This is a genomic window from Amycolatopsis australiensis, from assembly GCF_900119165.1.
GTDB lineage: Bacteria > Actinomycetota > Actinomycetes > Mycobacteriales > Pseudonocardiaceae > Amycolatopsis > Amycolatopsis australiensis.
This window is the reverse complement of record NZ_FPJG01000006.1, coordinates 479,563-500,881: the sequence shown is the minus strand read 5'-3', so window position 1 is coordinate 500,881 and position 21,319 is coordinate 479,563. Positions and strand designations below refer to the sequence as shown.

Here is a 21,319-nt window from a genome sequence, read left to right as displayed (position 1 = left end):
CTCAGTAGTAATAGGGGACGTCCTTGAAGTCGGGGTCGCGCTTCTGGAGGAACGCGTCCCGGCCTTCGACGGCCTCGTCCTGCATGTAGGCCAGCCGGGTCGTCTCGCCGGCGAACAGCTGCTGGCCGACCAGCCCGTCGTCGGTGAGGTTGAAGGCGTACTTCAGCATCCGCTGCGCCGTCGGCGACTTGCCGACGATCGTCCACGCCCAGTCCAGGGCCTCTTTTTCCAGGTCGGCGTGCGGGACGACGGCGTTCACCGCGCCCATCCGGTGCATGTCTTCCGCCGAGTACTCCCGGCCGAGGAAGAAGATCTCGCGGGCGAACTTCTGGCCGACCATCTTCGCCAGGTAGGCCGAGCCGTAGCCGCCGTCGAAGGAGCCGACGTCGGCGTCGGTCTGCTTGAACTTCGCGTGCTCGGCCGAGGCGAGGGTGAGATCGCACACGACGTGCAGGGAGTGCCCGCCGCCGGCGGCCCAGCCCGGCACGACCGCGATGACCGGTTTCGGCAGGAACCGGATCAGCCGCTGGACCTCGAGGATGTGCAGCCGGCCCGCCCGCGCGGGGTCCACCGTGTCGGAGGTCTCGCCGCTCGCGTACTGATACCCGGAGCGTCCGCGAATACGCTGGTCACCACCGGAGCAGAACGCCCACCCGCCGTCCTTGGGGGAGGGCCCGTTGCCGGTGAGCAGGACACAGCCGACGTCGGCGCTCATCCGGGCGTGGTCCAGCGCCCGGTAGAGCTCGTCGACGGTGTGCGGCCGGAAGGCGTTGCGGACCTCCGGGCGGTCGAACGCGATGCGCACGACGCGTTTGCCGCCGCGGCTCTCGGTGGAGCGGTGGTAGGTGATGTCGGTGAAGGCGAAACCTTCGACCTCGGTCCACGCGGCCGGATCGAACAGCTCGGAAACTCGGGCGTCATCCACGTTTGCGAGGATAGGACGTGTGGACATGAACGATCGCGACCCAGGGGCGTGCCGGTGAACCCTTCCACCGCGCAGGCCAGGGTGATCGTCGACGAACTCGTCCGCAACACGGTTTCGCACGTCGTCCTCTGCCCGGGCTCCCGCAACGCGCCGCTGTCGATCGCGCTCTACGACGCCGCGGCCGCGGGGAAGCTGCAGCTCCACGTCCGCATCGACGAGCGCGGCGCCGCCTTCCTCGCGCTCGGCATCGCCGCGCGGACCGGCCGCCCGGTGGCCGTGCTCTGCACGTCCGGCACCGCGGCCGCGAACTTCCACCCCGCCGTCCTGGAGGCCGACCGGGCCGGCGTCCCGCTGATCGTGCTGACCGCCGACCGGCCGCCGGAGCTGCGGGCCGCCGGCGCGTCGCAGGTCATCGACCAGCACCAGCTCTACGGTGACGCCGTCCGCTACTTCGACGAGCTGGCCGTCGCCGAGCGGCGGGCCGGGCAGAACTCGTACTGGCGCAGCCAGATCTGCCGCGCCTGGAACGCCGCCTACGGCGAGTGGCGCTGCGGGCCGGTGCACCTGAACATCCCGTTCCGCGAGCCGCTCGTGCCCGACCTGGACGACGACGGCGAGTGGTACGAGTCCCTGGACGGCCGGGCCGACGGCTCCCGCTGGACCGAGCTGCCGGACTTCGGCGCGCTGCCGTCGTTCGTGGTGCCATCGGCGCGGCACGGCCTGGTCATCGCGTGCGACACCGGCGTCCAGGCGGCCAGCGAGTGGGCCGAGCGGCACGGCTGGCCGGTCGTGTCGGAGACCGGCGGGCTTGGCCTGTCCGGCGGCACGGCGATCTCGTCCGGCGCTTGGCTGCTGGGCGTCGAGGAGTTCATCGGCAAGCACAAGCCCGAGCAGGTGCTCTGCCTCGGCCGCCCGACGGTGTTCCGGCAGATCCAGAAGGTGATCTCCGACGCCGACGTCGAGGTCCTGCTGGTCCGCCCGGACTCGGACTGGCCGGCGCCCGCGCACAACGTCCGGCAGGTCGGGCAGTGGTTCGACGAACCGACCAAGCCCGCCGACCCGGAGTGGCTGGCGAGCTGGCGCCGCGCGGACGCGGCGGCTTCGTCCGCGGTGTCGTCGCTGCTGGCGTCGGAACCGTGGCCGTCGGGGCTGCGGCTGGCGGCGGAGCTGGTGGACGCGCTGCCCGCGGACTCGCTGCTGGTGGTGGGCTCGTCCAACCCGACCCGGGACGTCGCGCTGGCCGGACGGCTGCGCCCGGACGTGCTGGTGCACCGCAACCGCGGGGTCGCGGGCATCGACGGCACGGTCTCGACGGCGATCGGGGCGGCGTACGTCCACCGCGGGCCGTCGTACGCGCTGCTGGGCGACCTGACGTTCCTGCACGACGCGTCGGGCCTGCTCACCGGGCCCGCCGAGCAGCGGCCGGACCTGACGATCGTGGTGCTGAACGACGACGGCGGCGGCATCTTCTCGCTGCTGGAGCAGGGCGCGCCGGAGCACGCGGCGAGCTTCGAACGCGTCTTCGGCACCCCGCACGGCGCCGACCTGGGCGCGCTGTGCGCGGGCTACCGGGTGCCGCACGTCGTCGCGGAGACGCTGACGGAGTTCCGGGCCGCGCTGCGGCCGGCGCCGGGCCTGCGGGTCGTCGAGGTCCGCGTGGACCGGTCGCGGCACCGTGACCTGCACGCCCGGCTGCGGGCAGCGGTCTCGACGGCCGTTTCGGCCGGCTGAGTCAAGCGGTTTCCGAGTCCGGTCCCAGTAGGCAAGAACCTTCCTTCGCCGGTACCTGGGGCACTCCTGGCTGGCTACGTTCGAGCGCGCTGATCCTCACCCGTTGGAGGGATTCGAATGCGTGCAAGAACTCGCACCGGCCTCGGTGTGCTCGCGGCCGGGGTCGCCTCGGTGCTGCTCGCCGGTACCGCCAGTGCGGCCCCGGCGCCCGGTGCCCCCGGTGTCGGTGACCCCTACTACCCGAACGCCGGCAACGGCGGCACCGACGTCCTGCACTACGACATCCGGCTGACCTACCAGCCCGCGACCGACGTCCTGGCGGGCACGACGACGCTGCTGCTCACGGCCACGCAGGACCTCTCGCGGTTCGACCTGGACTTCGCGCTCAAGGCGTCGAGCGTGCGGGTGAACAACCGCCCCGCCCGGTTCACGAACCAGACCGGCAACGGCGAGCTCGTCGTCACGCCGGCGCAGCCGCTGCTCAAGGGCCAGACCGCGACCGTCGTCGTCGCCTACTCGGACACGCCGTCGACCGAGACGGTGGACGGCATCAACGCGTGGAAGAAGGGCGCGTTCGGCGCGCTCGGCATCGACGAGCCGCAGAGCTCCGCGTGGTGGTTCCCGGCCAACGACCACCCGACCGACAAGGCGACCTACGACGTCTCGATCGAGGCCCCGGACGACAACGTTGCCATCTCCAACGGCACGCTCGTGCGCACGACGAAGAGCCGCGCCGGCTGGACCCGCTGGAACTGGCGGAGCACGAAGCCGCAGGCCACGTACCTGACGTCGTTCATCGTCGGCAAGTACGAGCTGGTCCAGTCGACGACGCCGGACGGCAAGCCGTTCATCACCGCCTACGGCGCCGACCTCGGCGACTCGCTGTACGCGGCGAAGGCCAGCGTCGAGCGGACGCCGGAGATCGACGAGTTCCTCGCGACGCAGTTCGGCCCGTACCCGTTCGAAGCCGAGGGCGGCGTTGTGACCAGCGGCATCACGTTCTCGCTGGAGAACCAGACCCGGCCGACCTACGGCGTCCGGAACTTCCGCGCGGGCTCCAACACGACGCTGATCGCGCACGAGAACGCCCACCAGTGGTTCGGCGACAACGTCTCGCTCGGCCGCTGGAGCGACATCTGGCTGAACGAGGGCTTCGCGTCCTACGCCGAGTGGCTGTGGTCGGAGCACGAAGGCGAGGGCACGGTCGCCGAGCTGGCGCAGTACACGTACGACTCCAACCCGGCCGACGGTGACCTGTGGAAGGTCGTCCCGGCCGACCCGGGCGCGGAGAACCAGTTCGACAACGCCGTGTACGACCGCGGGGCGCTGACCCTGCAGGCGCTGCGGACGGCCGTCGGCGACGACGCGTTCTTCACCATCTTGAAGACGTGGCAGGCCCAGCGGGGCGGCTCGAACGGGCGGATCCTCGACTTCATCGCGCTGGCGGAGAAGATCTCGGGCAAGCCGCTGCACGACCTGTTCCAGACGTGGCTGTACACGGCGGGCAAGCCGCCGGCCGGCCCGAACGGCGCGGCCACCTTCGCGGCGCGCACGGCGTCGGTGAAGCCGCGCTCGTACGACCAGATCCAGCAGAACCACCGGTTGCTCGCCGCCGAGCCCGTGGGCTGACCGGGACCGCTACGCTCGCGGCGTGAGCACGAGAGGCGAGCGGGCGAGGCGCGCCGGGTGGTGGGCCACCCTCGGCGTCGCCTCGCTGCTCACCGTGATGTGCGTGTGCCTGCTGTTCGCCGCGATCCGCAATGACGGCGCGATCTCCGCGCAGCTGGGCACGGCGAACGCCACGGTGGACTCGGTGGCGTTCGACCGCACGATCATCCACTTCGAAACCCCGGACGGCATCGTCCACAGCCCGGCCAACGGGGTGCTGTACCCGGACGGTCTGGCGGCCGGCCAGCTGGTGCGGATCGAGTACGACGCGTCGGATCCCGAGCTGGCTCGGGTGGCGGGCCGCTCCGCCGCTTTGACGTTGCTGCCGCTCGGGAGCTTTGTGTTCTTCACCTGGTTGGTGGCGGCGCCTGCGCTGTGGTGGTTGAGGCGGTTGGGCAAGCGAACCCGCACCGAGGCGGCTGCCTGACACCCCGAAGCCCGATTGTGCTGCGGCTTCGTATCGGGGTTGCGGGGAGGGCTGGGTGGGGCGCAGGTGGGCCCTCGCGCTCCGCTCGCTGGGGCCGATCTGCCGTCAGCCCGCGTGGGCCGTTTCCTGCCACCAGCCCAGTACCTCGTCCGCCACTCCCGGGGCCGCCACCAGGAGGCCGTCCGTGGGCAGTGCCGCGTCCTCTCCGTGCTTGTCCAGCACCACCGCGCCCGCCTCGATCGCCATCGCCACCGAGCCCGCCACGTCCCACTCGTGGTAGCTGTGCAGTACCGCCGCCGCCGCGTGGCCCAGTGCCACCTGGGCGATCGACAGTGCCGCCGAGCCCAGTACCCGGACCCCTGCGTGGGCCGCTGCCGCGCGTTCGATGAAGCCGCCCATTCCCGGCCATGGGCCGCGGCGGGCGAACTCCGTGCACACCAGCGCTCCCGCCGTCGCGCAGCGGTCGGTCAGGTGGACCGGCTTGCCGTTCGCCCGTGCTCCGCGGCCGCGTGCCGCCGCGTAGATCTGGGCGCGGTACGGGTCCGCCACCACCCCCACCACCGGGCCCGCCGCGTCCACCAGCGCCAGGCTGTACGCGCACCACGGCACGCCCGCCACGTAGTTCGCCGTGCCGTCCACCGAGTCCACCACCCAGCGGTACTCGGCGACGTCCGCGCCGTGGTCGGCGCCGAACTCGTGGCCCACCACCGGGATGCCCGGGAACTCCGCGGTCAGCACGCGCCGGGTGTGCCGCTCCAGGATGCGGTCGGTGTCGGTGACCCAGTCGAAGGGCGAATCCAGCGTCGACGGGTGGGCGCCGCGGCCGGCGGTCGCGGTGATCACGTCGGTGGCGTCGTTGGCCAGCCGTCCGGCCACTTCGAGCGCCCTCGACAGCAGGCCGGGCTCGACGGGCCGCGGCGGCCGGGAGGACAAGAGGGTCATGCCTGCTTAGTCTGGGCCCCCGTGGTTTCCGGGACACGACCTTGAGATGACATGTCGTAGCCGATCTGTTCCGGCAGCGTTGGCCGCCGTGTCACGCGGTCGCCAGGATCGGGTGCGATCGTCCAGGACGTGCGAGTCGCCATAGTCACCGAAAGTTTCCTGCCCCAGGTGAACGGCGTGACCAACTCCGTCCTGCGGGTCGTCGAGCATCTGCGCGAACGCGCGCACGACGTGCTGATCATCGCCCCCGGCCCCGGCCCGGACTCCTACCGCGGCGCGCCGGTCGTCCGGATCCCGGCGCTCGACGTCCCCGGCGTCAACTCCCTGCCGATCGGCCTGCCGACGCGCACGGTGCTGAACGCGCTCACCGCGTTCGGCCCGGACGTCGTGCACCTGGCGTCGCCGTTCGTCGTCGGCGCGCGCGGGCTGGCCGCGGCGCGGCGGCTGCGCGTCCCGGCCATCGCCGTCTACCAGACCGACATCGCCGGGTTCGCCGCCGCGTACGGCTTCGGCATCGCCGCGCGGGCCGCGTGGCGCTGGGTGCGGCGGCTGCACTCCCGCGCCGACCGGACGCTCGCGCCCTCCAGCGACGCGGTCGAGCAGCTGGAGCTGCACGGCGTCCCGCGCGTGCACCGCTGGGCGCGCGGCGTCGACATCGAGCGGTTCTCCCCGGCACACGCCGATCCGGCCCTGCGGGCCCAGCTGGCGCCGGACGGGGAGCTGCTGGTCGGGTTCGTCGGCAGGCTGGCGCCCGAAAAGCAGGTCGACCGGCTGGCCGCGCTCGCCGGACGCCCGGGGATCCGCGTGGTCGTCGTCGGCGACGGCCCCGAGCTGGCGGCCCTGCGCGAACAGCTGCCCGGCGCGGCCTTCCTCGGCGCGAAGTACGGCGACGAGCTCTCCAAGGCGTACGCGAGCTTGGACGTCTTCGTCCACACCGGCCCGCACGAGACGTTCTGCCAGGCGGTACAGGAGGCGATGGCGTCGGGCCTGCCGGTGCTCGCACCGGACGCGGGTGGCCCGAAGGATCTCGTCCTGCCCGGCCGGACCGGCTACCTGCTGCCTGCCGAACGCGAGCAGTTCGGCCCGGCGCTCGTCGCGAAGGTCGACGCCCTGCGCGACCCCGCGCTGCGGGCGCGCCTCGGCGAGAAGGCGCGCAAGGTCGTGCTGGGCCGGACCTGGCCCGCCGTCTGCGGCGAGCTGATGGGGCACTACGAAGCCGTGCGGGGCCGGGCCGCCCGCGCGGCCTGACCATGCACATCGTCCAGCTCGCGAACTTCTACGGGCCACGCTCGGGCGGGCTGCGCACCGCACTGCACCACCTCGGCGCCGGCTACGTCGCGAGCGGCCACGAGGTCACGCTCGTCGTGCCGGGCACGCGCTACGCCGACGAGGTCCTGCCGACCGGTGTGCGCCGGTTTTCCCTGCCCGCGCCCAAGATCCCGGGCACCGGCGGCTACCGCGCGATCGACCCGCACCGCGTCCGCGCCGTGCTGCGCAGGCTCGGACCGGACCGCCTGGAGGTCTCGGACCGGTTGACGCTGCGGGGGATGGGCGGCTGGGCGCGGCGGCACGGCGTGCCCAGCACGGTCATCTCCCACGAGCGCCTCGACCGGCTGCTGGAGCAGTTCCTGCTGCCCGCGCCGCTCGCGCGCCGCGTCGCCGACGTCGCGAACCACCGGATGGCCGCGAGCTACGACACGGTGGTGTGCACGACGGCGTTCGCGCGCGCGGAGTTCGACCGGATCGCCGCGCCGAACGTCCGCCGCGTGCCGCTCGGCGTCGACCTCGCGACGTTCCGGCCCGCCAGGCGCGACTCCGGCTGGCGCACCGACCTCGCCGGCGGCTCGGACGCCCTGCTCGTCCACTGCGGACGGCTGTCGCCGGAGAAGCACGTGGAGCGCAGCGTGGACACCGTCGCGGAACTGACGGAGTCGGGCGTTCGGGTCCGGCTGGTGGTGGCGGGCGACGGCCCGCGCCGACGGGCGCTGGAGCGCCGGGCGCGCGGCCTGCCGGTGACGTTCCTGGGGTTCCTGTCCGGTCGCGACGACGTCGCCCGGCTGCTGGCCAGTGCGGACGTCTCGCTGGCGCCGGGGCCGCACGAGACGTTCGGGCTCGCCGCGCTGGAGGCGCTGGCGTCCGGGACGCCGGTGGTGGTGTCGGCGTCGTCGGCGCTGCGGGAGATCGTGCGGCCGGGCTGTGGCGCGGCGGTCGACGACCACGCGCCCGCCTTCGCCACGGCCGTGACGGACCTGCTCGACAGCCCGGAGGACCTGCGAAGGGCGGCCGCGCGGGCGAGGGCGGAGGAGTTCACCTGGCCCGCCGCGGTGGCGGGCATGCTGGCCACGTTCCGCTGAGGTCTTCCGGCTAATCTCGGACGCATGTCACGCGCAAGCCTGGACAAGGACCCGCACGAAGTCGCCGCGATGTTCGACGGCGTCGCGTCCGGGTACGACCGGGCGAACTCGTTCATGACCTTCGGCTTCGACCGGCGCTGGCGCACCACCACCGCCCGTGTGCTCGACGCGCGCCGCGGCGAGAAGGTCCTGGACCTCGCCGCCGGCACCGGGGTGTCCACCGTCGAGTACGCCCGGGGCGGCGCCTGGTGCCTGGCCGCGGACTTCTCGTTCGGCATGCTCCGCGCGGGCAAGCACCGGAACGTGCCGATGGTCGCGGCGGACGCGCTGCACCTGCCGTTCGCCGACGAGAGCTTCGACGCCGTGACGATCTCCCTCGCGCTGCGCAACTTCGTCGACCCGAAGGCCGCGCTCACCGAGATCGCCCGGGTGGTCAAGCCCGGCGGCCGCCTGGTCATCTGCGAGGTCTCGACGCCGCCGTTCGCACCGATCCGGTTCATCCACCGGAAGTTCGTCCTGCGCCTGCTCACCTGGGTCGGCAGCCGGACGTCGTCGAACCCGGAGGCGTACAAGTACCTGGCCGAGTCCATGCTCACCTGGCCCGACCAGCGCACGCTCGGCGAGATCATCGCCGGCGCGGGCTGGACGGACGTCGAGTGGTTGAACCTCACATTCGGGGTCGTGGCGATCCACCGCGCGCGAAAGCCCGCATAAACTCGCGGCCATGAGCCGTCGCAGCCCAGACCAGGACGCCGAAGTCATCGTCGTCGGCGCCGGACCCGCCGGGTCCACCGTGGCCACCTACCTGGCCCGCGCGGGCGTCGACGTCCTGCTGCTGGAGAAGACCGAGTTCCCGCGCGAGAAGGTCTGCGGCGACGGCCTGACCCCGCGCGGCGTCAAGCAGCTCATCGACCTGGGCATCGACACCAGCGAGGAAGCGGGCTGGGTGCACAGCCGCGGCCTGCGGATCCTCACCGGCGACCTGACGCTGGAGCTGGACTGGCCGGACCTGACCAGCTACCCGCCCTACGGCGTCTCCCGCACCCGCCACGACTTCGACGACATGCTCGCCAAGCTCGCCGTGAAGGCCGGTGCGCGGCTCTACGAGCGCACCACGGTCACCGGCGCGATCACCAGCCCGGCCGGGCGCGTGGTCGGCGTCGAGGCGAAGGTCGGGCCGGAGAAGACGGTCGTGCACTACCGCGCGCCGCTGGTCCTGGCCTGCGACGGCGTGTCCGCACGGCTCGCGCTGAGCGTCGGCATCCAGAAGAACGAGAAGCGCCCGATGGGTGTCGCGGTGCGCCAGTACTACAAGAGCCCGCGGCACGACGACCCGTTCATCGAGGGCCACCTCGAGCTGTGGGACCGCTCGGACCCGCGGAACCCGAAGCTGCTTCCGGGCTACGGCTGGGCGTTCCCGCTCGGCGATGGCACGGTCAACGTCGGCCTCGGCATGCTCTCGACGTCGGCGTCGTTCCGGAACACCGACTACCGCGCGCTGCTGCGCCAGTGGCTCGACGGCACGCCCGAGGAGTGGGGCTACCGCGAGGAGAACGCGATCGGCAAGGTCGGCGGCGCGGGGTTGCCGATGGGCTTCAACCGCACCCCGCACTACCGCGACGGCCTGCTGCTGCTCGGCGACGCGGGCGGCATGGTGAGCCCGTTCAACGGCGAAGGCATCTCGGCCGCGATGGAGTCAGCGCAGATCGCCGCGGAGGTCGTCGTGCAGGCCCTGGCGCGGCGCGAAGGGCCTTCGCGGGAGCGGGCGCTGGAGGCGTACCCGCGTGCGGTCGGCGAGCTGATGGGCGGCTACTACGCGCTGGGCAACGTGTTCGCGAAGATCATCGGCAAGCCGAAGATCATGCACGCCTGCACCAAGTACGGGCTGCGCGTCAACAAGCTCCTGCCGCTGGTCTACAAGGGCCTGTCCGGCTGCTACGACGCCAAGGGCGGCGACGGCGTCGACCGCCTCATCGCGGCGCTGGCCCGCGTCACCCCCTCCCCGCGCTGACCCGGCCCCAAGCGTCCCAAGGCGGCCTTGGTTGCGTCTGGCGCACCGAAGGCCGCCTTGGGTGCGTCAGACGCACCGAAGGCCACATTGGGGCGCTCTTGCGCGCGCGGACACACGGGTGGCCTAGCAAGTTGGCCGTGCGGTCAGTGGGATAGCTCACACGGCGAAGTCCGGTATGTCCGGCCGCAGAGCGATCTTGAACCGTCTTCGCGCAGGTCGCGCGCGCGGTGTTGCCGAGCCGTGACAACGATGGCGGGAGAAGTTAGGTCAGCCTTATAACACGGGGGCCTAGGGACAAGAGTGTGAGTCGCGTCCTAGACTCCCCCCATGCTTTGTGAATCCCTTCACATCCACGACGAGTGGCTTGTGAACTATTTCACAAGCAGAGTCCGGTCCAGCCACGGGCCGTAAGGAGACCCTGACCCTCGGCGGTGTGACCCAGGTCCCTTAGGGTGCCGACGAGGCCAAGCGGTTCCCCACCACAAGCACAACCGCATCGGCGCGGAAAGGATGGCGAAGACCCCGTGCTGACGTTGCTGACCCGAACCGAGACGGTGCAGCTGGCGCAAGAGGCCCCGAGCCTGAAGCCCTACCTGCCCCTGGTCCTGTTGTTCGTGCTGGCGCTGGCGTTCGCCGTGCTGTCGGTCCTGCTGGGCCCGCTCGTCGGCCCCAGCCGGTACAACAAGGCCAAGCTCTCCGCCTACGAGTGCGGCATCGAGCCGTCGCCGCAGCCGCTCGTCGGCGCCGGGCGGATGCCGGTCGCGTACTACATCACCGCGATGCTGTTCATCCTGTTCGACATCGAGATGGTCTTCCTCTACCCGTTCGCCGTGCAGGCGGACGCGCTGGGCACGTTCGGCCTGGTGGAGATCCTGCTGTTCATCGCGACGGTCGGCTTCGCGTACGCCTACGTGTGGCGGCGCGGCGGCCTGGATTGGAACTAGACCCATGGGCCTCGAAGAGAAACTCCCCAACGGCATCCTGCTGGCCAGCCTCGAAGGCCTCGTCAACTGGGCGCGCAAGAACTCGCTCTGGCCCGCGACCTTCGGCCTCGCCTGCTGCGCGATCGAGATGATGACGGTCGGCGGCTCCCGCTACGACATCGCCCGCTTCGGCATGGAGCGCTTCAGCGCGACGCCGCGGCAGGCCGACCTGATGATCGTCGCCGGGCGCGTCACGCAGAAGATGGCCCCGGTCCTGCGGCAGATCTACGACCAGATGGCCGACCCGAAGTGGGTGCTCGCCATGGGTGTCTGCGCCTCCTCCGGCGGCATGTTCAACAACTACGCCGTGGTCCAGGGCGTCGACCACATCGTGCCGGTCGACATGTACCTGCCCGGCTGCCCGCCGCGGCCGGAGATGCTGCTGGACGCGATCCTCAAGCTGCACGCCAAGATCCAGGACGAGCCGATCAACGCCCGCCGCGCCGCCATCCGCGCGGCCAGCGGGGCGCGCACCGAGCTCGTCCCGTCGTCGATCAAGTACGCGAAGAAGTAGAGCGATGAGCGAGAAACCAGAGACCGGCGGCGAGCAGTCCAGCGCCGACCGTCCGGAAACGGGCCTCACCGCCCAGGGCCAGGGCTCGGCCGAAGCGGTCGTCACCGGCCGCGAACGCCGCGGCATGTTCGGCGTCCAGGGCACCGGTGACACCTCCGGCTACGGCGGCGTCCGGCTCCCGGCCTACAGCCCCGCGCCGGCCGAGCGCCCGTACGGCGGCTGGTTCGACCAGTTCGCCGACGAGTTCTACGCGGCCCTGTCGGACCACAAGATCCCGTCCGAAGCGATCCTGCAGACGACGGTCGACCGCGGCGAGATCACCTTCTACGTCGCCCGCGAGCACCTGCCCGCGATCGCGAAGGTGCTGCGCGACGACGGGGGCCTGCGGTTCGAGCTGCTGTCCTCGGTGTCCGGCGTGGACTACGGCGTCGACGTCCCGCAGCGGCTGCACGCGGTCTACCACTTCACGTCGCTGACCTACCGGCGCCGGATCCGCCTCGAGGTCACCCTCGACATCGAGGACCCGCACGTGCCGTCGCTGGTCGGGATCTACCCGACCGCCGACTGGCAGGAGCGGGAGACCTGGGACATGTTCGGCATCGTCTTCGACGGCCACCCGGCCCTGACCCGGATCCTCATGCCGGACGACTGGGACGGCCACCCCCAGCGCAAGGACTACCCGCTCGGCGGGATCCCGGTCGAATACAAGGGCGCGGAGATCCCGCCGCCGGACCAGCGGAGGTCGTACTCGTGAGCACCGAGAACCTTTCCGACGTCACGACCGGCACTTCGACGACCGAGGCCGGCAGCGACAGCACCGACAACGCGAACTACGCCGAGTCGCGTGACACCACCGAAGGCCGCGTCTACACCGTCTCCGGCGGCGACTGGGACGACGTCATCGCCGACGCGGCGCACGACGAGCGCATGGTCATCAACATGGGCCCGCAGCACCCGTCGACGCACGGCGTGCTCCGGCTCGTGCTGGAGATGGAGGGCGAGACCGTCACGCAGCTGCGCTCGGTCATCGGCTACCTGCACACCGGCATCGAGAAGAACTGCGAGTACCGCACCTGGACCCAGGGCGTCACGTTCGTGACGCGCATGGACTACCTGGCGCCGCTGTCCACGGAGATGGCGTACTGCCTCGCGGTCGAGAAGCTGCTGCGCGTCGAGGCCCCGCGCCGCGCCCAGCTGCTGCGCGTGATGCTGCTGGAGATCAACCGGATCGGCTCGCACCTGGTCTACATCGCCACCGGCGGCATGGAGCTCGGCGCCACCACCGCGATGACGCTCGGCTTCCGCGAGCGCGAAGAGGTGCTGCACCTGCTGGAGCACCTGACCGGCCTGCGGATGAACCACGCGTTCATCCGCCCCGGCGGCCTGGCGCAGGACATGCCGGCCGACTACCACGAGAAGGTCAGCGAGTTCATCAAGACGATGAAGAAGCGCCTTCCGCTGTACGACAAGCTGTTCACCGGCCAGCCGATCTGGCGCAACCGGCTCAAGGGCGTGGGCTACCTGCCGGTCGACGCGTGCCTCGCGCTCGGCGTCACCGGTCCCGTGCTCCGGTCCGCCGGCTTGCCGTGGGACCTGCGCAAGACCGAGCCGTACTCCTGCTACGACGAGTTCGACTTCGACGTGCCCGTGGACAACGGCGCCGACTGCTGGTCGCGCTACCTGATCCGGGTGCACGAGATGCACGAGAGCCTCAAGATCATCGAGCAGTGCCTGGAGAAGCTCGAGCCGGGCCCGGTGATGGTCGAGGACAAGAAGATCGCGTGGCCGGCGCAGCTGTCCATCGGCAGCGACGGCATGGGCAACTCGCTCGAGCACGTCAAGAAGATCATGGGCCAGTCGATGGAGTCCCTGATCCACCACTTCAAGCTGGTGACCGAGGGCTTCAAGGTGCCGCCGGGCCAGGTCTACGTGCCGGTGGAGTCGCCGCGCGGCGAGCTGGGCGCGCACCTGGTGTCCGACGGCGGCACCCGGCCGCTGCGGGTCCACGTGCGCGAACCGAGCTTCGTGAACCTGCAGTCGATGCCCGCCATGGCCGAAGGCGGCCTGGTCGCGGACGTGATCGCCGCGATCGCCTCGATCGACCCCGTGATGGGGGGAGTGGACCGATGACCACAGCAGTTCCCGAGCCAGGGCCGAACTACGCGGACACGACGTACGCGGCGGCTTCGGCCGACACCGACGTCGTCGCCATCGCGCCGGACCCCGAAGTGGCCGCCGGGATCGTCACCGAGACGCCGCTGGAAGACATCTTCGACGCGGACATCCACGCCAAGGCGCAGGAGCTGATCGCGCGCTACCCGATGTCCCGGTCGGCGCTGCTGCCGATGCTGCACCTCGTGCAGTCCGTGCAGGGGTACGTCAGCCAGGAGGGCATCGCGTTCTGCGCGAAGCAGCTCGACCTGTCCGACGCCGAGGTCAGCGCGGTCGCGACGTTCTACACCATGTACAAGCGCAAGCCGTGCGGCGAACACCTCGTGAGCGTCTGCACCAACACGCTGTGCGCGGCCATGGGCGGCGACGCGATCTACAAGAAGCTCCAGACGCACCTCGGCTCCGAGGAAAACCCGCTGGGGCACAACGAAACCGCTGGCACGCCGAACGAGCCGGGCTCGATCACCCTCGAGCACGCCGAGTGCCTGGCGGCCTGCGACCTCGCGCCGGTCATCCAGGTCAACTACGAGTACTTCGACAACCAGACCGAGGAGAAGGCCGTCGCGCTGGTCGACGCGCTGCGGGCGGGCAAGAAGCCCGCCCCGACGCGCGGCGCTCCGCTGACGAACTTCAAGGGCGCCGAGCTGCAGCTCGCCGGGTTCTTCCCGGAGGACGAGGCGGCCTACCGCAGGGACGTCGACGGCCCGTCGCAGGCCGTCGAGACACTGCGGGGCGCGAAGCTCGCGCAGGAGCGCGGCTGGGTCGCCCCGGCCGCACAAGACGTCCCGCTTCCCGAAGTGGAGAAGAAGTAATGGCCGATCCCATTACCCCCGTCCTCACGAAGCGCTGGCTGTCGCCGAACTCCTGGCAGATCGGGACGTACGAGGCACTCGAGGGCTACACCGCCGTCCGCAAGGCACTGGCCGGGACGCCGGAGCAGCTCGTCCAGCTGATCAAGGACTCCGGCCTGCGCGGCCGCGGCGGCGCGGGCTTCCCGGCCGGCGTCAAGTGGTCGTTCATGCCGCCGAACTTCGACAAGCCGCACTACCTGGTGATCAACGCCGACGAGGGCGAACCGGGGACGTGCAAGGACATCCCGCTGATGATGGCGGACCCGCACTCGCTCATCGAGGGCTGCATCATCGCCTCGTACGCGATGCGGTCCAACCACTGCTTCATCTACGTCCGCGGGGAAGCGCTCCACTGCATCCGCCGCCTCAACGCGGCCGTGCGCGAAGCCGAAGCGGCGGGCTACCTGGGCGAAAACATCCTCGGCTCCGGCTTCGACCTCAAGATCACCGTCCACGCGGGCGCGGGCGCGTACATCTGCGGCGAAGAAACCGCGCTGCTCGACTCGCTCGAAGGCCGTCGCGGCCAGCCGCGGCTCAAGCCGCCGTTCCCCGCGGCCGCCGGTCTGTACGCGGCGCCGACCACGGTGAACAACGTCGAGACCATCGCCAGCGCGCCCTACATCGTCAACGCCGGTTCCAGCTGGTTCCGCGAGATGGGCCGCGAGAAGTCGCCCGGCCCGAAGATCTACTCGATCTCCGGCCACGTCGAGAAGCCCGGCCAGTACGAGTGCCCGCTCGGCACCACGCTGCGGGAGCTGCTCGACATGGCGGGGGGCATGAAGGACGGCATCCCGCTCAAGTTCTGGACCCCGGGCGGCTCGTCCACCCCGATGTTCACCGCCGAGCACCTCGACGTTCCGCTGGACTTCGAGGGCGCGGCGGAAGCCGGGTCGATGCTGGGCACCACCGCCGTCCAGGTCTTCAACGAGACCGTGTCGGTGCCGTGGGCCGTGATGAAGTGGACGCAGTTCTACGAGCACGAGTCCTGCGGCAAGTGCACGCCGTGCCGCGAAGGCACGTACTGGCTGGCGCAGATCCTCGAGCGGATGGTCGAGGGCCACGGCACCGAGGAGGACATCGAGACTCTCCTCGACGTCTGCGACAACATCCTCGGCCGGTCGTTCTGCGCCCTCGGCGACGGCGCGGTGTCGCCGATCCAGAGCGGCATCAAGTACTTCCGCGACGAATTCCTCGCTCTGTGTGAGAGCAACAAGCGCGAACTGGTGGGAGCGCAGGCATCATGACGATCGCGCCCGACAAGCCCGAGACCACCGAGACGCCGGTCCCCGAAGGCCACGTCAAGCTGGTCATCGACGGCGAAGAGGTCATCGCCCCCAAGGGCGAGCTGCTCATCCGCACCGCCGAGCGCCTCGGCACGGTCATCCCGCGGTTCTGCGACCACCCCCTCCTCGACCCGGCGGGCGCCTGCCGCCAGTGCCTGGTCGAGGTCGAGATGGGCGGCAGGCCCATGCCGAAGCCGCAGGCGTCCTGCACGATGACCGTCGCCGACGGCATGGTCGTCAAGACGCAGCTGACGTCGCCGGTCGCGGACAAGGCCCAGCAGGGCGTGATGGAGCTGCTGCTCATCAACCACCCGCTGGACTGCCCGATCTGCGACAAGGGCGGCGAGTGCCCGCTGCAGAACCAGGCGCTGGCCCACGGCCGGACCGACTCCCGGTTCGTCGACACCAAGCGGACGTTCCCGAAGCCCCTGCCGATCTCCACGCAGGTGCTGCTCGACCGCGAGCGCTGCGTGCTCTGCCAGCGCTGCACCCGGTTCTCGGCGCAGATCGCCGGCGACCCGTTCATCGAGCTGCTCGAACGCGGCGCCCACCAGCAGATCGGCACCGCGGAGACGGCGGACGTCCTGGACATGGCGTCGCGGACGACGTCCGGCCAGCCGTTCCAGTCCTATTTCTCCGGCAACGTCATCCAGATCTGCCCGGTCGGCGCGCTGACCAGCGCCGCCTACCGGTTCCGGTCGCGGCCGTTCGACCTGGTGTCCTCGCCGAGCGTCTGCGAGCACTGCTCGTCCGGCTGCGCCGAGCGGACCGACTTCCGGCGCGGCAAGGTCCAGCGCAAGCTGGCCGGCGACGACCCCGAGGTCAACGAAGAGTGGATCTGCGACAAGGGCCGCTTCGCCTTCCGCTACACGACGGCCGCGGACCGCATCCGGCGTCCGCTGGTCCGCAACCGCGAGACCGGTGAGCTGGAGGAGGCCTCCTGGACCGACGCACTGCGTGTCGCCGCTGCCGGACTCACCGAAGCCCGGTCCAACGGCGGTGTCGGCGTCCTGCCCGGTGGCCGGCTGACCGTCGAGGACGCCTACGCGTACTCGAAGTTCGCCCGGGTCGCCCTGCAGACCAACGACGTCGACTTCCGCGCCCGCGTCCACTCGGCCGAGGAGCTGGCGTTCCTCACCTCGCACGTGGTCGGCACGACCCCGGACTCCGGCGTCACCTTCCGCGAGATCGAGCGGGCCCGCACGGTCCTGTGCGTCGCGTTCGAACCCGAGGACGAAGCCCCGATCGTGTTCCTGCGGCTGCGGAAGGCGGCCCGCAAGAACCGCACCCGGGTCGTCCACTTGGGACAGTGGACGACGTCGTCGGTGCGCAAGACGTACGGCGAGCTGCTCGCCTGCGTCCCCGGCCAGGAGGCCGCGGCCGTCGAGGGTATCGCCAAGCACGCGCCGGACCTCGACGAAGCCCTGCGCGGCGAAGGCGCCGTCGTCCTGGTCGGCGAGCGCGCCGCCGGGATCCCCGGCCTGTTCGCCGCCCTGCACGACCTGGTCGAGCGCACCGGCGTCCGGCTCGCGTGGATCCCGCGCCGCGCCGGCGACCGTGGCGCGCTGGAGACCGGCTGCGTGCCGACGCTCCTGCCGGGCGGGCGCCGGGTGAGCGACGACGCGGCCCGAGTCGCCGTCGAAAACGCCTGGGACGTCCCGGTTCCGGCCACACCGGGCCGCGACACCACGGACATCCTGCTGGCCGCGTCGGCCCGCGAGCTGGGCGGCCTGGTCGTCGGCGGGGTCGACCCGTTCGACCTGCCGGACCCGGACCTCGCCCTGCGCGCGCTCGACAACGCCGGTTTCGTCGTCAGCCTGGAGCTGCGGCACAGCGCGGTGACCGAGCGGGCGGACGTCGTGCTGCCGGTGGCGGCGTCGGACGAGAAGGCGGGCAGCTACCTCAACTGGGAGGGCCGCACCCGCCCGTTCGACACGACCATCGAAGGCACCGGCGCCTTGCCGGACTGCCGGGTGCTCGACACGCTCGCCGTCGAGATGGACGCCGACCTGTTCACGCAGACGCCCGCCGCGTCACGCGGGGACTTCGAGAAGCTCGGCCCGGCCTCGGCGCTGCGCTGGACGCACGTCGCCGGCGAAGTCGCGGCGCCCGCGGCGCCCGGTGCCGGCCAGGCCGTGCTGTCGACCTGGCGCCAGCTGATCGACAACGGGTCGCTGCAGGACGACGAGCCGCACCTCAAGGGCACCCAGCGCACACCGGTCGCGCGGCTGTCGGCGAAGACCGCCGAAGGGCTGGGCACCACCGTGCGGGTGAGCACCGAACGCGGCGCGATCACGCTGCCGGTCGAGATCGCCGACCTGCCCGACGGCGTCGTGTGGCTGCCGGGCAACTCCGACGGCTCGGCCGTGTTCAAGACGCTCGGCGCCGGACACGGCGCCGTGGTGAACCTCGCTGGAGGTGGGCGATGACCCCGCTGCTGACCGATGCGGCCGTCGGTAGCGTCCCGGACGCGGCGACGCGGGCGGCGCTGCTGGCGGACGACCCGTTCTGGCTGATCCTGCTCAAGTGCGTGGTCATCCTGCTGATCGGGCCGATCATGACGATCTTCCTGATCGTCTGGGAGCGCAAGGCGGTCGGCCGGATGCAGAACCGGCCGGGCCCCAACCGCGTCGGCCCCGGCGGCTACCTGCAGTCGCTGGCGGACGCGATCAAGCTGCCGTTCAAGGAACAGATCATCCCCGACACCGCCGACCGCAAGGTGTACTTCCTCGCGCCGGTGCTCTCGGCGATCCCGGCCCTGATCGCGCTGTCGGCCATCCCGTTCGGCCCGGTCGTGTCGATCTTCGGCGAGCGGACCGTGCTCCAGCTGCTGGACCTGCCGGTCAGCGCGCTGGTGATCCTGGCCTGCTCCTCGATCGGCGTCTACGGCATCGTGCTCGCCGGCTGGTCGTCCGGCTCGCCGTACCCGCTGCTCGGCGGCCTGCGCAGCGCGGCGCAGGTGATCTCCTACGAGATCGCGATGGGCCTGTCGATCGTCGCGGTGATCCTGCAGGCCGGGTCGCTGAACCTGGCCGACATCGTCGGCGCGCAGCACAAGGTGTGGTTCCTCGTCCTGGTCCCGAGCTTCGTGATCTACCTGATCTCGATGGTCGGCGAGACCAACCGCGCTCCCTTCGACCTCCCCGAGGCCGAGTCGGAGCTGGTCGGCGGCTTCCACACCGAGTACAGCTCGATGAAGTTCGCGATGTTCTTCCTCGCCGAGTACGTCAACATGGTGATCGTCTCGGCGTTCGCGACCACCCTGTTCCTCGGCGGCTGGATGGCGCCGTGGCCGCTGTCGCTGATCGACAACAACGTCCTCAACACCGGCTGGTGGCCGGTGCTGTGGTTCTTCGCGAAGATGTTCATCCTGCTGTTCGGGTTCATCTGGCTGCGCGGCACGCTGCCCCGCCTGCGCTACGACCAGTTCATGCGCCTGGGCTGGAAGGTCCTGGTCCCGCTGAACCTGGTGTGGATCGTCATGGTGACCTTCGCGAAGACGATCCACTGGACACGGTTGACGATCGCCATCGCCATGATCGCGATCGTGTTCCTGATCATGCTGTTCTTCTGGGTCCGCGCGTCGGGCCGTGAAGAGCCCAGCGAAACCGTGCCCGTGACCGGCGGCGGTTTCCCGGTCCCGCCGCTGGACCTCAAGGTTCCGCAGACCACCCCGCGTCAGAAGGCTTTGGCCAAGGCCGAGGCGAAGGCGGCCCGCCGCAAGCCGGCAGCCGTCGGTACCGCAAAGGAAGGAGCGCAAGATGGGGTTTCTTGATCCCGTCAAGGGCTTCGGCGTCACGTTCGGGATGATGTTCAAGAAGGTCGCCACCGAGGAGTACCCGGAGGCCGGCGCGCCGGCCGCGCCGCGGTACCACGGGCGGCACCAGCTGAACCGCCACCCGGACGGCCTCGAGAAGTGCGTCGGCTGCGAGCTGTGCGCGTGGGCGTGCCCGGCGGACGCGATCTTCGTCGAGGGCGGTGACAACACCGAGGAGGCGCGGTACTCGCCCGGCGAGCGGTACGGCAAGGACTACCAGATCAACTACCTGCGCTGCATCGGCTGCGGCCTGTGCATCGAGGCGTGCCCGACCCGGTCGCTGACGATGATCAACTTCTACGAGCTGGCCGACGACGACCGCCAGCGGCTGATCTACACGAAGGAGGACCTGCTCGCCCCGCTGCTGCCCGGCATGGAGCAGCCGCCGCACCCGATGCGGCTCGGCGAAAACGAGCAGGACTACTACGTCAACGGCCCCGAACTGGCACGCGGGGAGGGCGTCAAGTGATCAGCGCACTCCTCGCCTCGGCGCCCACCGGCGCGGCCGCGGGGGTCTCGACCGGCGAGGCCATCGCGTTCTGGATCCTCGGCCCGCTCGCGCTGCTCGGCGCGCTCGGCATGATCTTCTCCCGCAACGCCGTCCACTCGGCGCTGTGGCTGGTGCTGACCATGCTGAGCCTGGGCGCGCTGTACATGATCCAGTCGGCGCCGTTCCTCGGCTTCACGCAGATCATCGTCTACACCGGCGCGATCATGATGCTGTTCCTGTTCGTGCTGATGCTGGTCGGCCGGGAAAGCTCCGACTCGGTCGTCGAAGTCCTCCGCGGCCAGCGGCTCGCCGCCACCGTCCTCGGCATCGGGCTGGCCGCGCTGCTGGCCACCGGCATCTACCGGGCGCTGGCGAACGTCACCCCGGCCATCCCGCTCGACTCGGCCACCCCGGCGGGTGGCGGGCCGAAGGGCCTGGGGCGGCTGATCTTCACCGACTACCTGTTCCCGTTCGAGCTGACGTCGGCGCTGCTCATCACCGCCGCGGTCGGCGCGATGGTGCTGGCCTTCACCGACCGGCACGGCAAGGGCGGCAAGAAGACGCAGCGGGAACTGGTCGTGGAGCGCTTCCGCGGCGAGCACGACCGGCCGTCGCCGCTGCCCGGCCCGGGTGTCTTCGCCACGGCCAACTCGGTGGCCACCCCGGCGCTGCTGCCGGACGGCTCGATCGCGCCCGAGTCGCTGTCGGCGATCATCGAGTCCACCTCGGCGATCGAGCTGGCGAAGGAACGCAAGCTCGTCGCCGACCAGGTCCCGCACCCGGACGCGCACGCACTGGTCGGCTCCGAAGCCGCTTCGGAAGGCTCGGAAGGGGAGAAGGCATGACCCCGACGTACTACCTGCTGCTGTCGGCGCTGCTGTTCGCGCTCGGCGCGGTCGGCGTGCTGGTGCGGCGCAACGCGATCGTCGTGTTCATGTGCATCGAGCTGATGCTCAACGCCGTGAACCTGTCGCTGGTCACCTTCGCCCGGATCAACGGCGGGCTCGACGGCCAGATCATGGCGTTCTTCGTCATGGTCGTCGCGGCCGCCGAGGTCGTGGTCGGCCTGGCGATCATCATGGCCATCTTCCGCACCCGGCGCTCGGCCTCGGTCGACGACACCAACCTGCTGAAGTACTAGGAGACACCGA

At 70.9% G+C, this 21,319-nt stretch carries 20 protein-coding genes; 18 read left to right on the top strand and 2 right to left on the bottom strand.

Features of this window, described 5'->3' with window-relative positions; translation table 11 throughout:
* Window position 1: 1 nt before the first annotated feature.
* Entirely contained in the window at window positions 2-925 is a 924-nt protein-coding gene (locus BT341_RS03485) for a 1,4-dihydroxy-2-naphthoyl-CoA synthase (RefSeq protein ID WP_072474884.1), read from the bottom strand.
* Between the two features lie 54 nt (window positions 926-979).
* Between BT341_RS03485 and menD the strand changes: the two genes are divergently transcribed.
* The 3 genes from menD to BT341_RS03470 all read left to right on the top strand — a co-directional run bounded on the left by menD (window position 980) and on the right by BT341_RS03470 (window position 4,751).
* Window positions 980-2,656, top strand: a complete 1,677-nt coding sequence (gene menD / locus BT341_RS03480) for a 2-succinyl-5-enolpyruvyl-6-hydroxy-3-cyclohexene-1-carboxylic-acid synthase (RefSeq protein ID WP_072481757.1) — start codon at window positions 980-982, stop codon at window positions 2,654-2,656.
* Between the two features lie 117 nt (window positions 2,657-2,773).
* Window positions 2,774-4,285, top strand: coding sequence for a M1 family metallopeptidase (locus BT341_RS03475; protein WP_072474883.1), 1,512 nt, complete (start codon window positions 2,774-2,776; stop codon window positions 4,283-4,285).
* Window positions 4,286-4,307: 22 nt separating this feature from the next.
* Entirely contained in the window at window positions 4,308-4,751 is a 444-nt protein-coding gene (locus tag BT341_RS03470) for a DUF3592 domain-containing protein (protein WP_072474882.1), read from the top strand.
* Window positions 4,752-4,856: 105 nt separating this feature from the next.
* Here the strand turns inward: BT341_RS03470 and BT341_RS03465 are convergent, their stop codons facing one another.
* Window positions 4,857-5,693 carry an inositol monophosphatase family protein gene (locus tag BT341_RS03465; RefSeq protein ID WP_072474881.1) on the bottom strand — a complete coding sequence of 279 codons (837 nt, stop codon included), beginning with the start codon at window positions 5,691-5,693 and terminating at the stop codon, window positions 4,857-4,859.
* A 177-nt stretch (window positions 5,694-5,870) separates the two neighbouring features.
* Here BT341_RS03465 and BT341_RS03460 point away from each other — a divergent pair, with 177 nt between their 5' ends.
* The 15 genes from BT341_RS03460 to nuoK all read left to right on the top strand — a co-directional run bounded on the left by BT341_RS03460 (window position 5,871) and on the right by nuoK (window position 21,309).
* Window positions 5,871-6,941, top strand: coding sequence for a glycosyltransferase family 4 protein (locus BT341_RS03460; protein ID WP_281255963.1), 1,071 nt, complete (start codon window positions 5,871-5,873; stop codon window positions 6,939-6,941).
* Window positions 6,942-6,943: 2 nt separating this feature from the next.
* A complete protein-coding gene (locus BT341_RS03455) occupies window positions 6,944-8,047 on the top strand; it encodes a glycosyltransferase (protein WP_072474879.1) in 1,104 nt (367 codons plus the stop codon).
* Between the two features lie 24 nt (window positions 8,048-8,071).
* Window positions 8,072-8,761, top strand: a complete 690-nt coding sequence (locus tag BT341_RS03450) for a demethylmenaquinone methyltransferase (RefSeq protein WP_072474878.1) — start codon at window positions 8,072-8,074, stop codon at window positions 8,759-8,761.
* A gap of 10 nt (window positions 8,762-8,771) precedes the next feature.
* Entirely contained in the window at window positions 8,772-10,058 is a 1,287-nt protein-coding gene (locus BT341_RS03445) for a geranylgeranyl reductase family protein (RefSeq protein ID WP_072474877.1), read from the top strand.
* Window positions 10,059-10,582: 524 nt separating this feature from the next.
* Window positions 10,583-11,002, top strand: a complete 420-nt coding sequence (locus tag BT341_RS03440; protein WP_072474876.1) for an NADH-quinone oxidoreductase subunit A — start codon at window positions 10,583-10,585, stop codon at window positions 11,000-11,002.
* A gap of 4 nt (window positions 11,003-11,006) precedes the next feature.
* The gene (locus BT341_RS03435) at window positions 11,007-11,555 is read left to right on the top strand and encodes a NuoB/complex I 20 kDa subunit family protein (protein WP_072474875.1); all 549 of its coding nucleotides are present in this window, start codon (window positions 11,007-11,009) and stop codon (window positions 11,553-11,555) included.
* 4 nt (window positions 11,556-11,559) lie between these two features.
* Window positions 11,560-12,309 (top strand): NADH-quinone oxidoreductase subunit C, encoded by a 750-nt coding sequence (locus BT341_RS03430; RefSeq protein WP_072474874.1) that lies wholly within the window; start codon window positions 11,560-11,562, stop codon window positions 12,307-12,309.
* A complete protein-coding gene (locus BT341_RS03425; protein ID WP_072474873.1) occupies window positions 12,306-13,685 on the top strand; it encodes an NADH-quinone oxidoreductase subunit D in 1,380 nt (459 codons plus the stop codon). Before BT341_RS03430 ends, BT341_RS03425 begins: the two co-directional genes overlap by 4 nt.
* Window positions 13,682-14,539, top strand: coding sequence for an NADH-quinone oxidoreductase subunit NuoE (gene nuoE / locus BT341_RS03420; RefSeq protein WP_072474872.1), 858 nt, complete (start codon window positions 13,682-13,684; stop codon window positions 14,537-14,539). The genes BT341_RS03425 and nuoE overlap by 4 nt, the downstream gene beginning before the upstream one ends.
* Window positions 14,539-15,822 (top strand): NADH-quinone oxidoreductase subunit NuoF, encoded by a 1,284-nt coding sequence (gene nuoF / locus BT341_RS03415; RefSeq protein ID WP_072474871.1) that lies wholly within the window; start codon window positions 14,539-14,541, stop codon window positions 15,820-15,822. The genes nuoE and nuoF overlap by 1 nt, the downstream gene beginning before the upstream one ends.
* Window positions 15,819-18,290, top strand: a complete 2,472-nt coding sequence (locus BT341_RS03410; RefSeq protein ID WP_072474870.1) for an NADH-quinone oxidoreductase subunit G — start codon at window positions 15,819-15,821, stop codon at window positions 18,288-18,290. Before nuoF ends, BT341_RS03410 begins: the two co-directional genes overlap by 4 nt.
* On the top strand, window positions 18,287-19,636 hold the full coding sequence (nuoH, locus tag BT341_RS03405) for an NADH-quinone oxidoreductase subunit NuoH (RefSeq protein ID WP_072474869.1): 1,350 nt from the start codon (window positions 18,287-18,289) through the stop codon (window positions 19,634-19,636). Before BT341_RS03410 ends, nuoH begins: the two co-directional genes overlap by 4 nt.
* Complete coding sequence (nuoI, locus tag BT341_RS03400; RefSeq protein WP_072474868.1) at window positions 19,623-20,147, top strand: NADH-quinone oxidoreductase subunit NuoI; 525 nt, start codon at window positions 19,623-19,625, stop codon at window positions 20,145-20,147. The genes nuoH and nuoI overlap by 14 nt, the downstream gene beginning before the upstream one ends.
* Window positions 20,144-21,013 (top strand): NADH-quinone oxidoreductase subunit J, encoded by an 870-nt coding sequence (locus BT341_RS03395; RefSeq protein ID WP_072474867.1) that lies wholly within the window; start codon window positions 20,144-20,146, stop codon window positions 21,011-21,013. The genes nuoI and BT341_RS03395 overlap by 4 nt, the downstream gene beginning before the upstream one ends.
* Window positions 21,010-21,309 (top strand): NADH-quinone oxidoreductase subunit NuoK, encoded by a 300-nt coding sequence (gene nuoK, locus BT341_RS03390; protein ID WP_003081840.1) that lies wholly within the window; start codon window positions 21,010-21,012, stop codon window positions 21,307-21,309. Before BT341_RS03395 ends, nuoK begins: the two co-directional genes overlap by 4 nt.
* Window positions 21,310-21,319 lie beyond the last annotated feature (10 nt).

What these genes read in the sequence shown, in the direction of transcription:
- BT341_RS03410 (WP_072474870.1), top strand. Translation starts at nt 15,819, where the DNA reads ATGACGATCGCGCCCGACAAGCCCGAGACCACCGAGACGCCGGTCCCC.
- BT341_RS03465 (WP_072474881.1), bottom strand. Translation starts at nt 5,693, where the DNA reads ATGACCCTCTTGTCCTCCCGGCCGCCGCGGCCCGTCGAGCCCGGCCTG.
- BT341_RS03475 (WP_072474883.1), top strand. Translation starts at nt 2,774, where the DNA reads ATGCGTGCAAGAACTCGCACCGGCCTCGGTGTGCTCGCGGCCGGGGTC.
- nuoE (WP_072474872.1), top strand. Translation starts at nt 13,682, where the DNA reads ATGACCACAGCAGTTCCCGAGCCAGGGCCGAACTACGCGGACACGACG.
- nuoF (WP_072474871.1), top strand. Translation starts at nt 14,539, where the DNA reads ATGGCCGATCCCATTACCCCCGTCCTCACGAAGCGCTGGCTGTCGCCG.
- nuoI (WP_072474868.1), top strand. Translation starts at nt 19,623, where the DNA reads ATGGGGTTTCTTGATCCCGTCAAGGGCTTCGGCGTCACGTTCGGGATG.
- BT341_RS03445 (WP_072474877.1), top strand. Translation starts at nt 8,772, where the DNA reads ATGAGCCGTCGCAGCCCAGACCAGGACGCCGAAGTCATCGTCGTCGGC.
- nuoK (WP_003081840.1), top strand. Translation starts at nt 21,010, where the DNA reads ATGACCCCGACGTACTACCTGCTGCTGTCGGCGCTGCTGTTCGCGCTC.
- BT341_RS03455 (WP_072474879.1), top strand. Translation starts at nt 6,944, where the DNA reads ATGCACATCGTCCAGCTCGCGAACTTCTACGGGCCACGCTCGGGCGGG.
- BT341_RS03430 (WP_072474874.1), top strand. Translation starts at nt 11,560, where the DNA reads ATGAGCGAGAAACCAGAGACCGGCGGCGAGCAGTCCAGCGCCGACCGT.
- BT341_RS03435 (WP_072474875.1), top strand. Translation starts at nt 11,007, where the DNA reads ATGGGCCTCGAAGAGAAACTCCCCAACGGCATCCTGCTGGCCAGCCTC.
- BT341_RS03450 (WP_072474878.1), top strand. Translation starts at nt 8,072, where the DNA reads ATGTCACGCGCAAGCCTGGACAAGGACCCGCACGAAGTCGCCGCGATG.
- nuoH (WP_072474869.1), top strand. Translation starts at nt 18,287, where the DNA reads ATGACCCCGCTGCTGACCGATGCGGCCGTCGGTAGCGTCCCGGACGCG.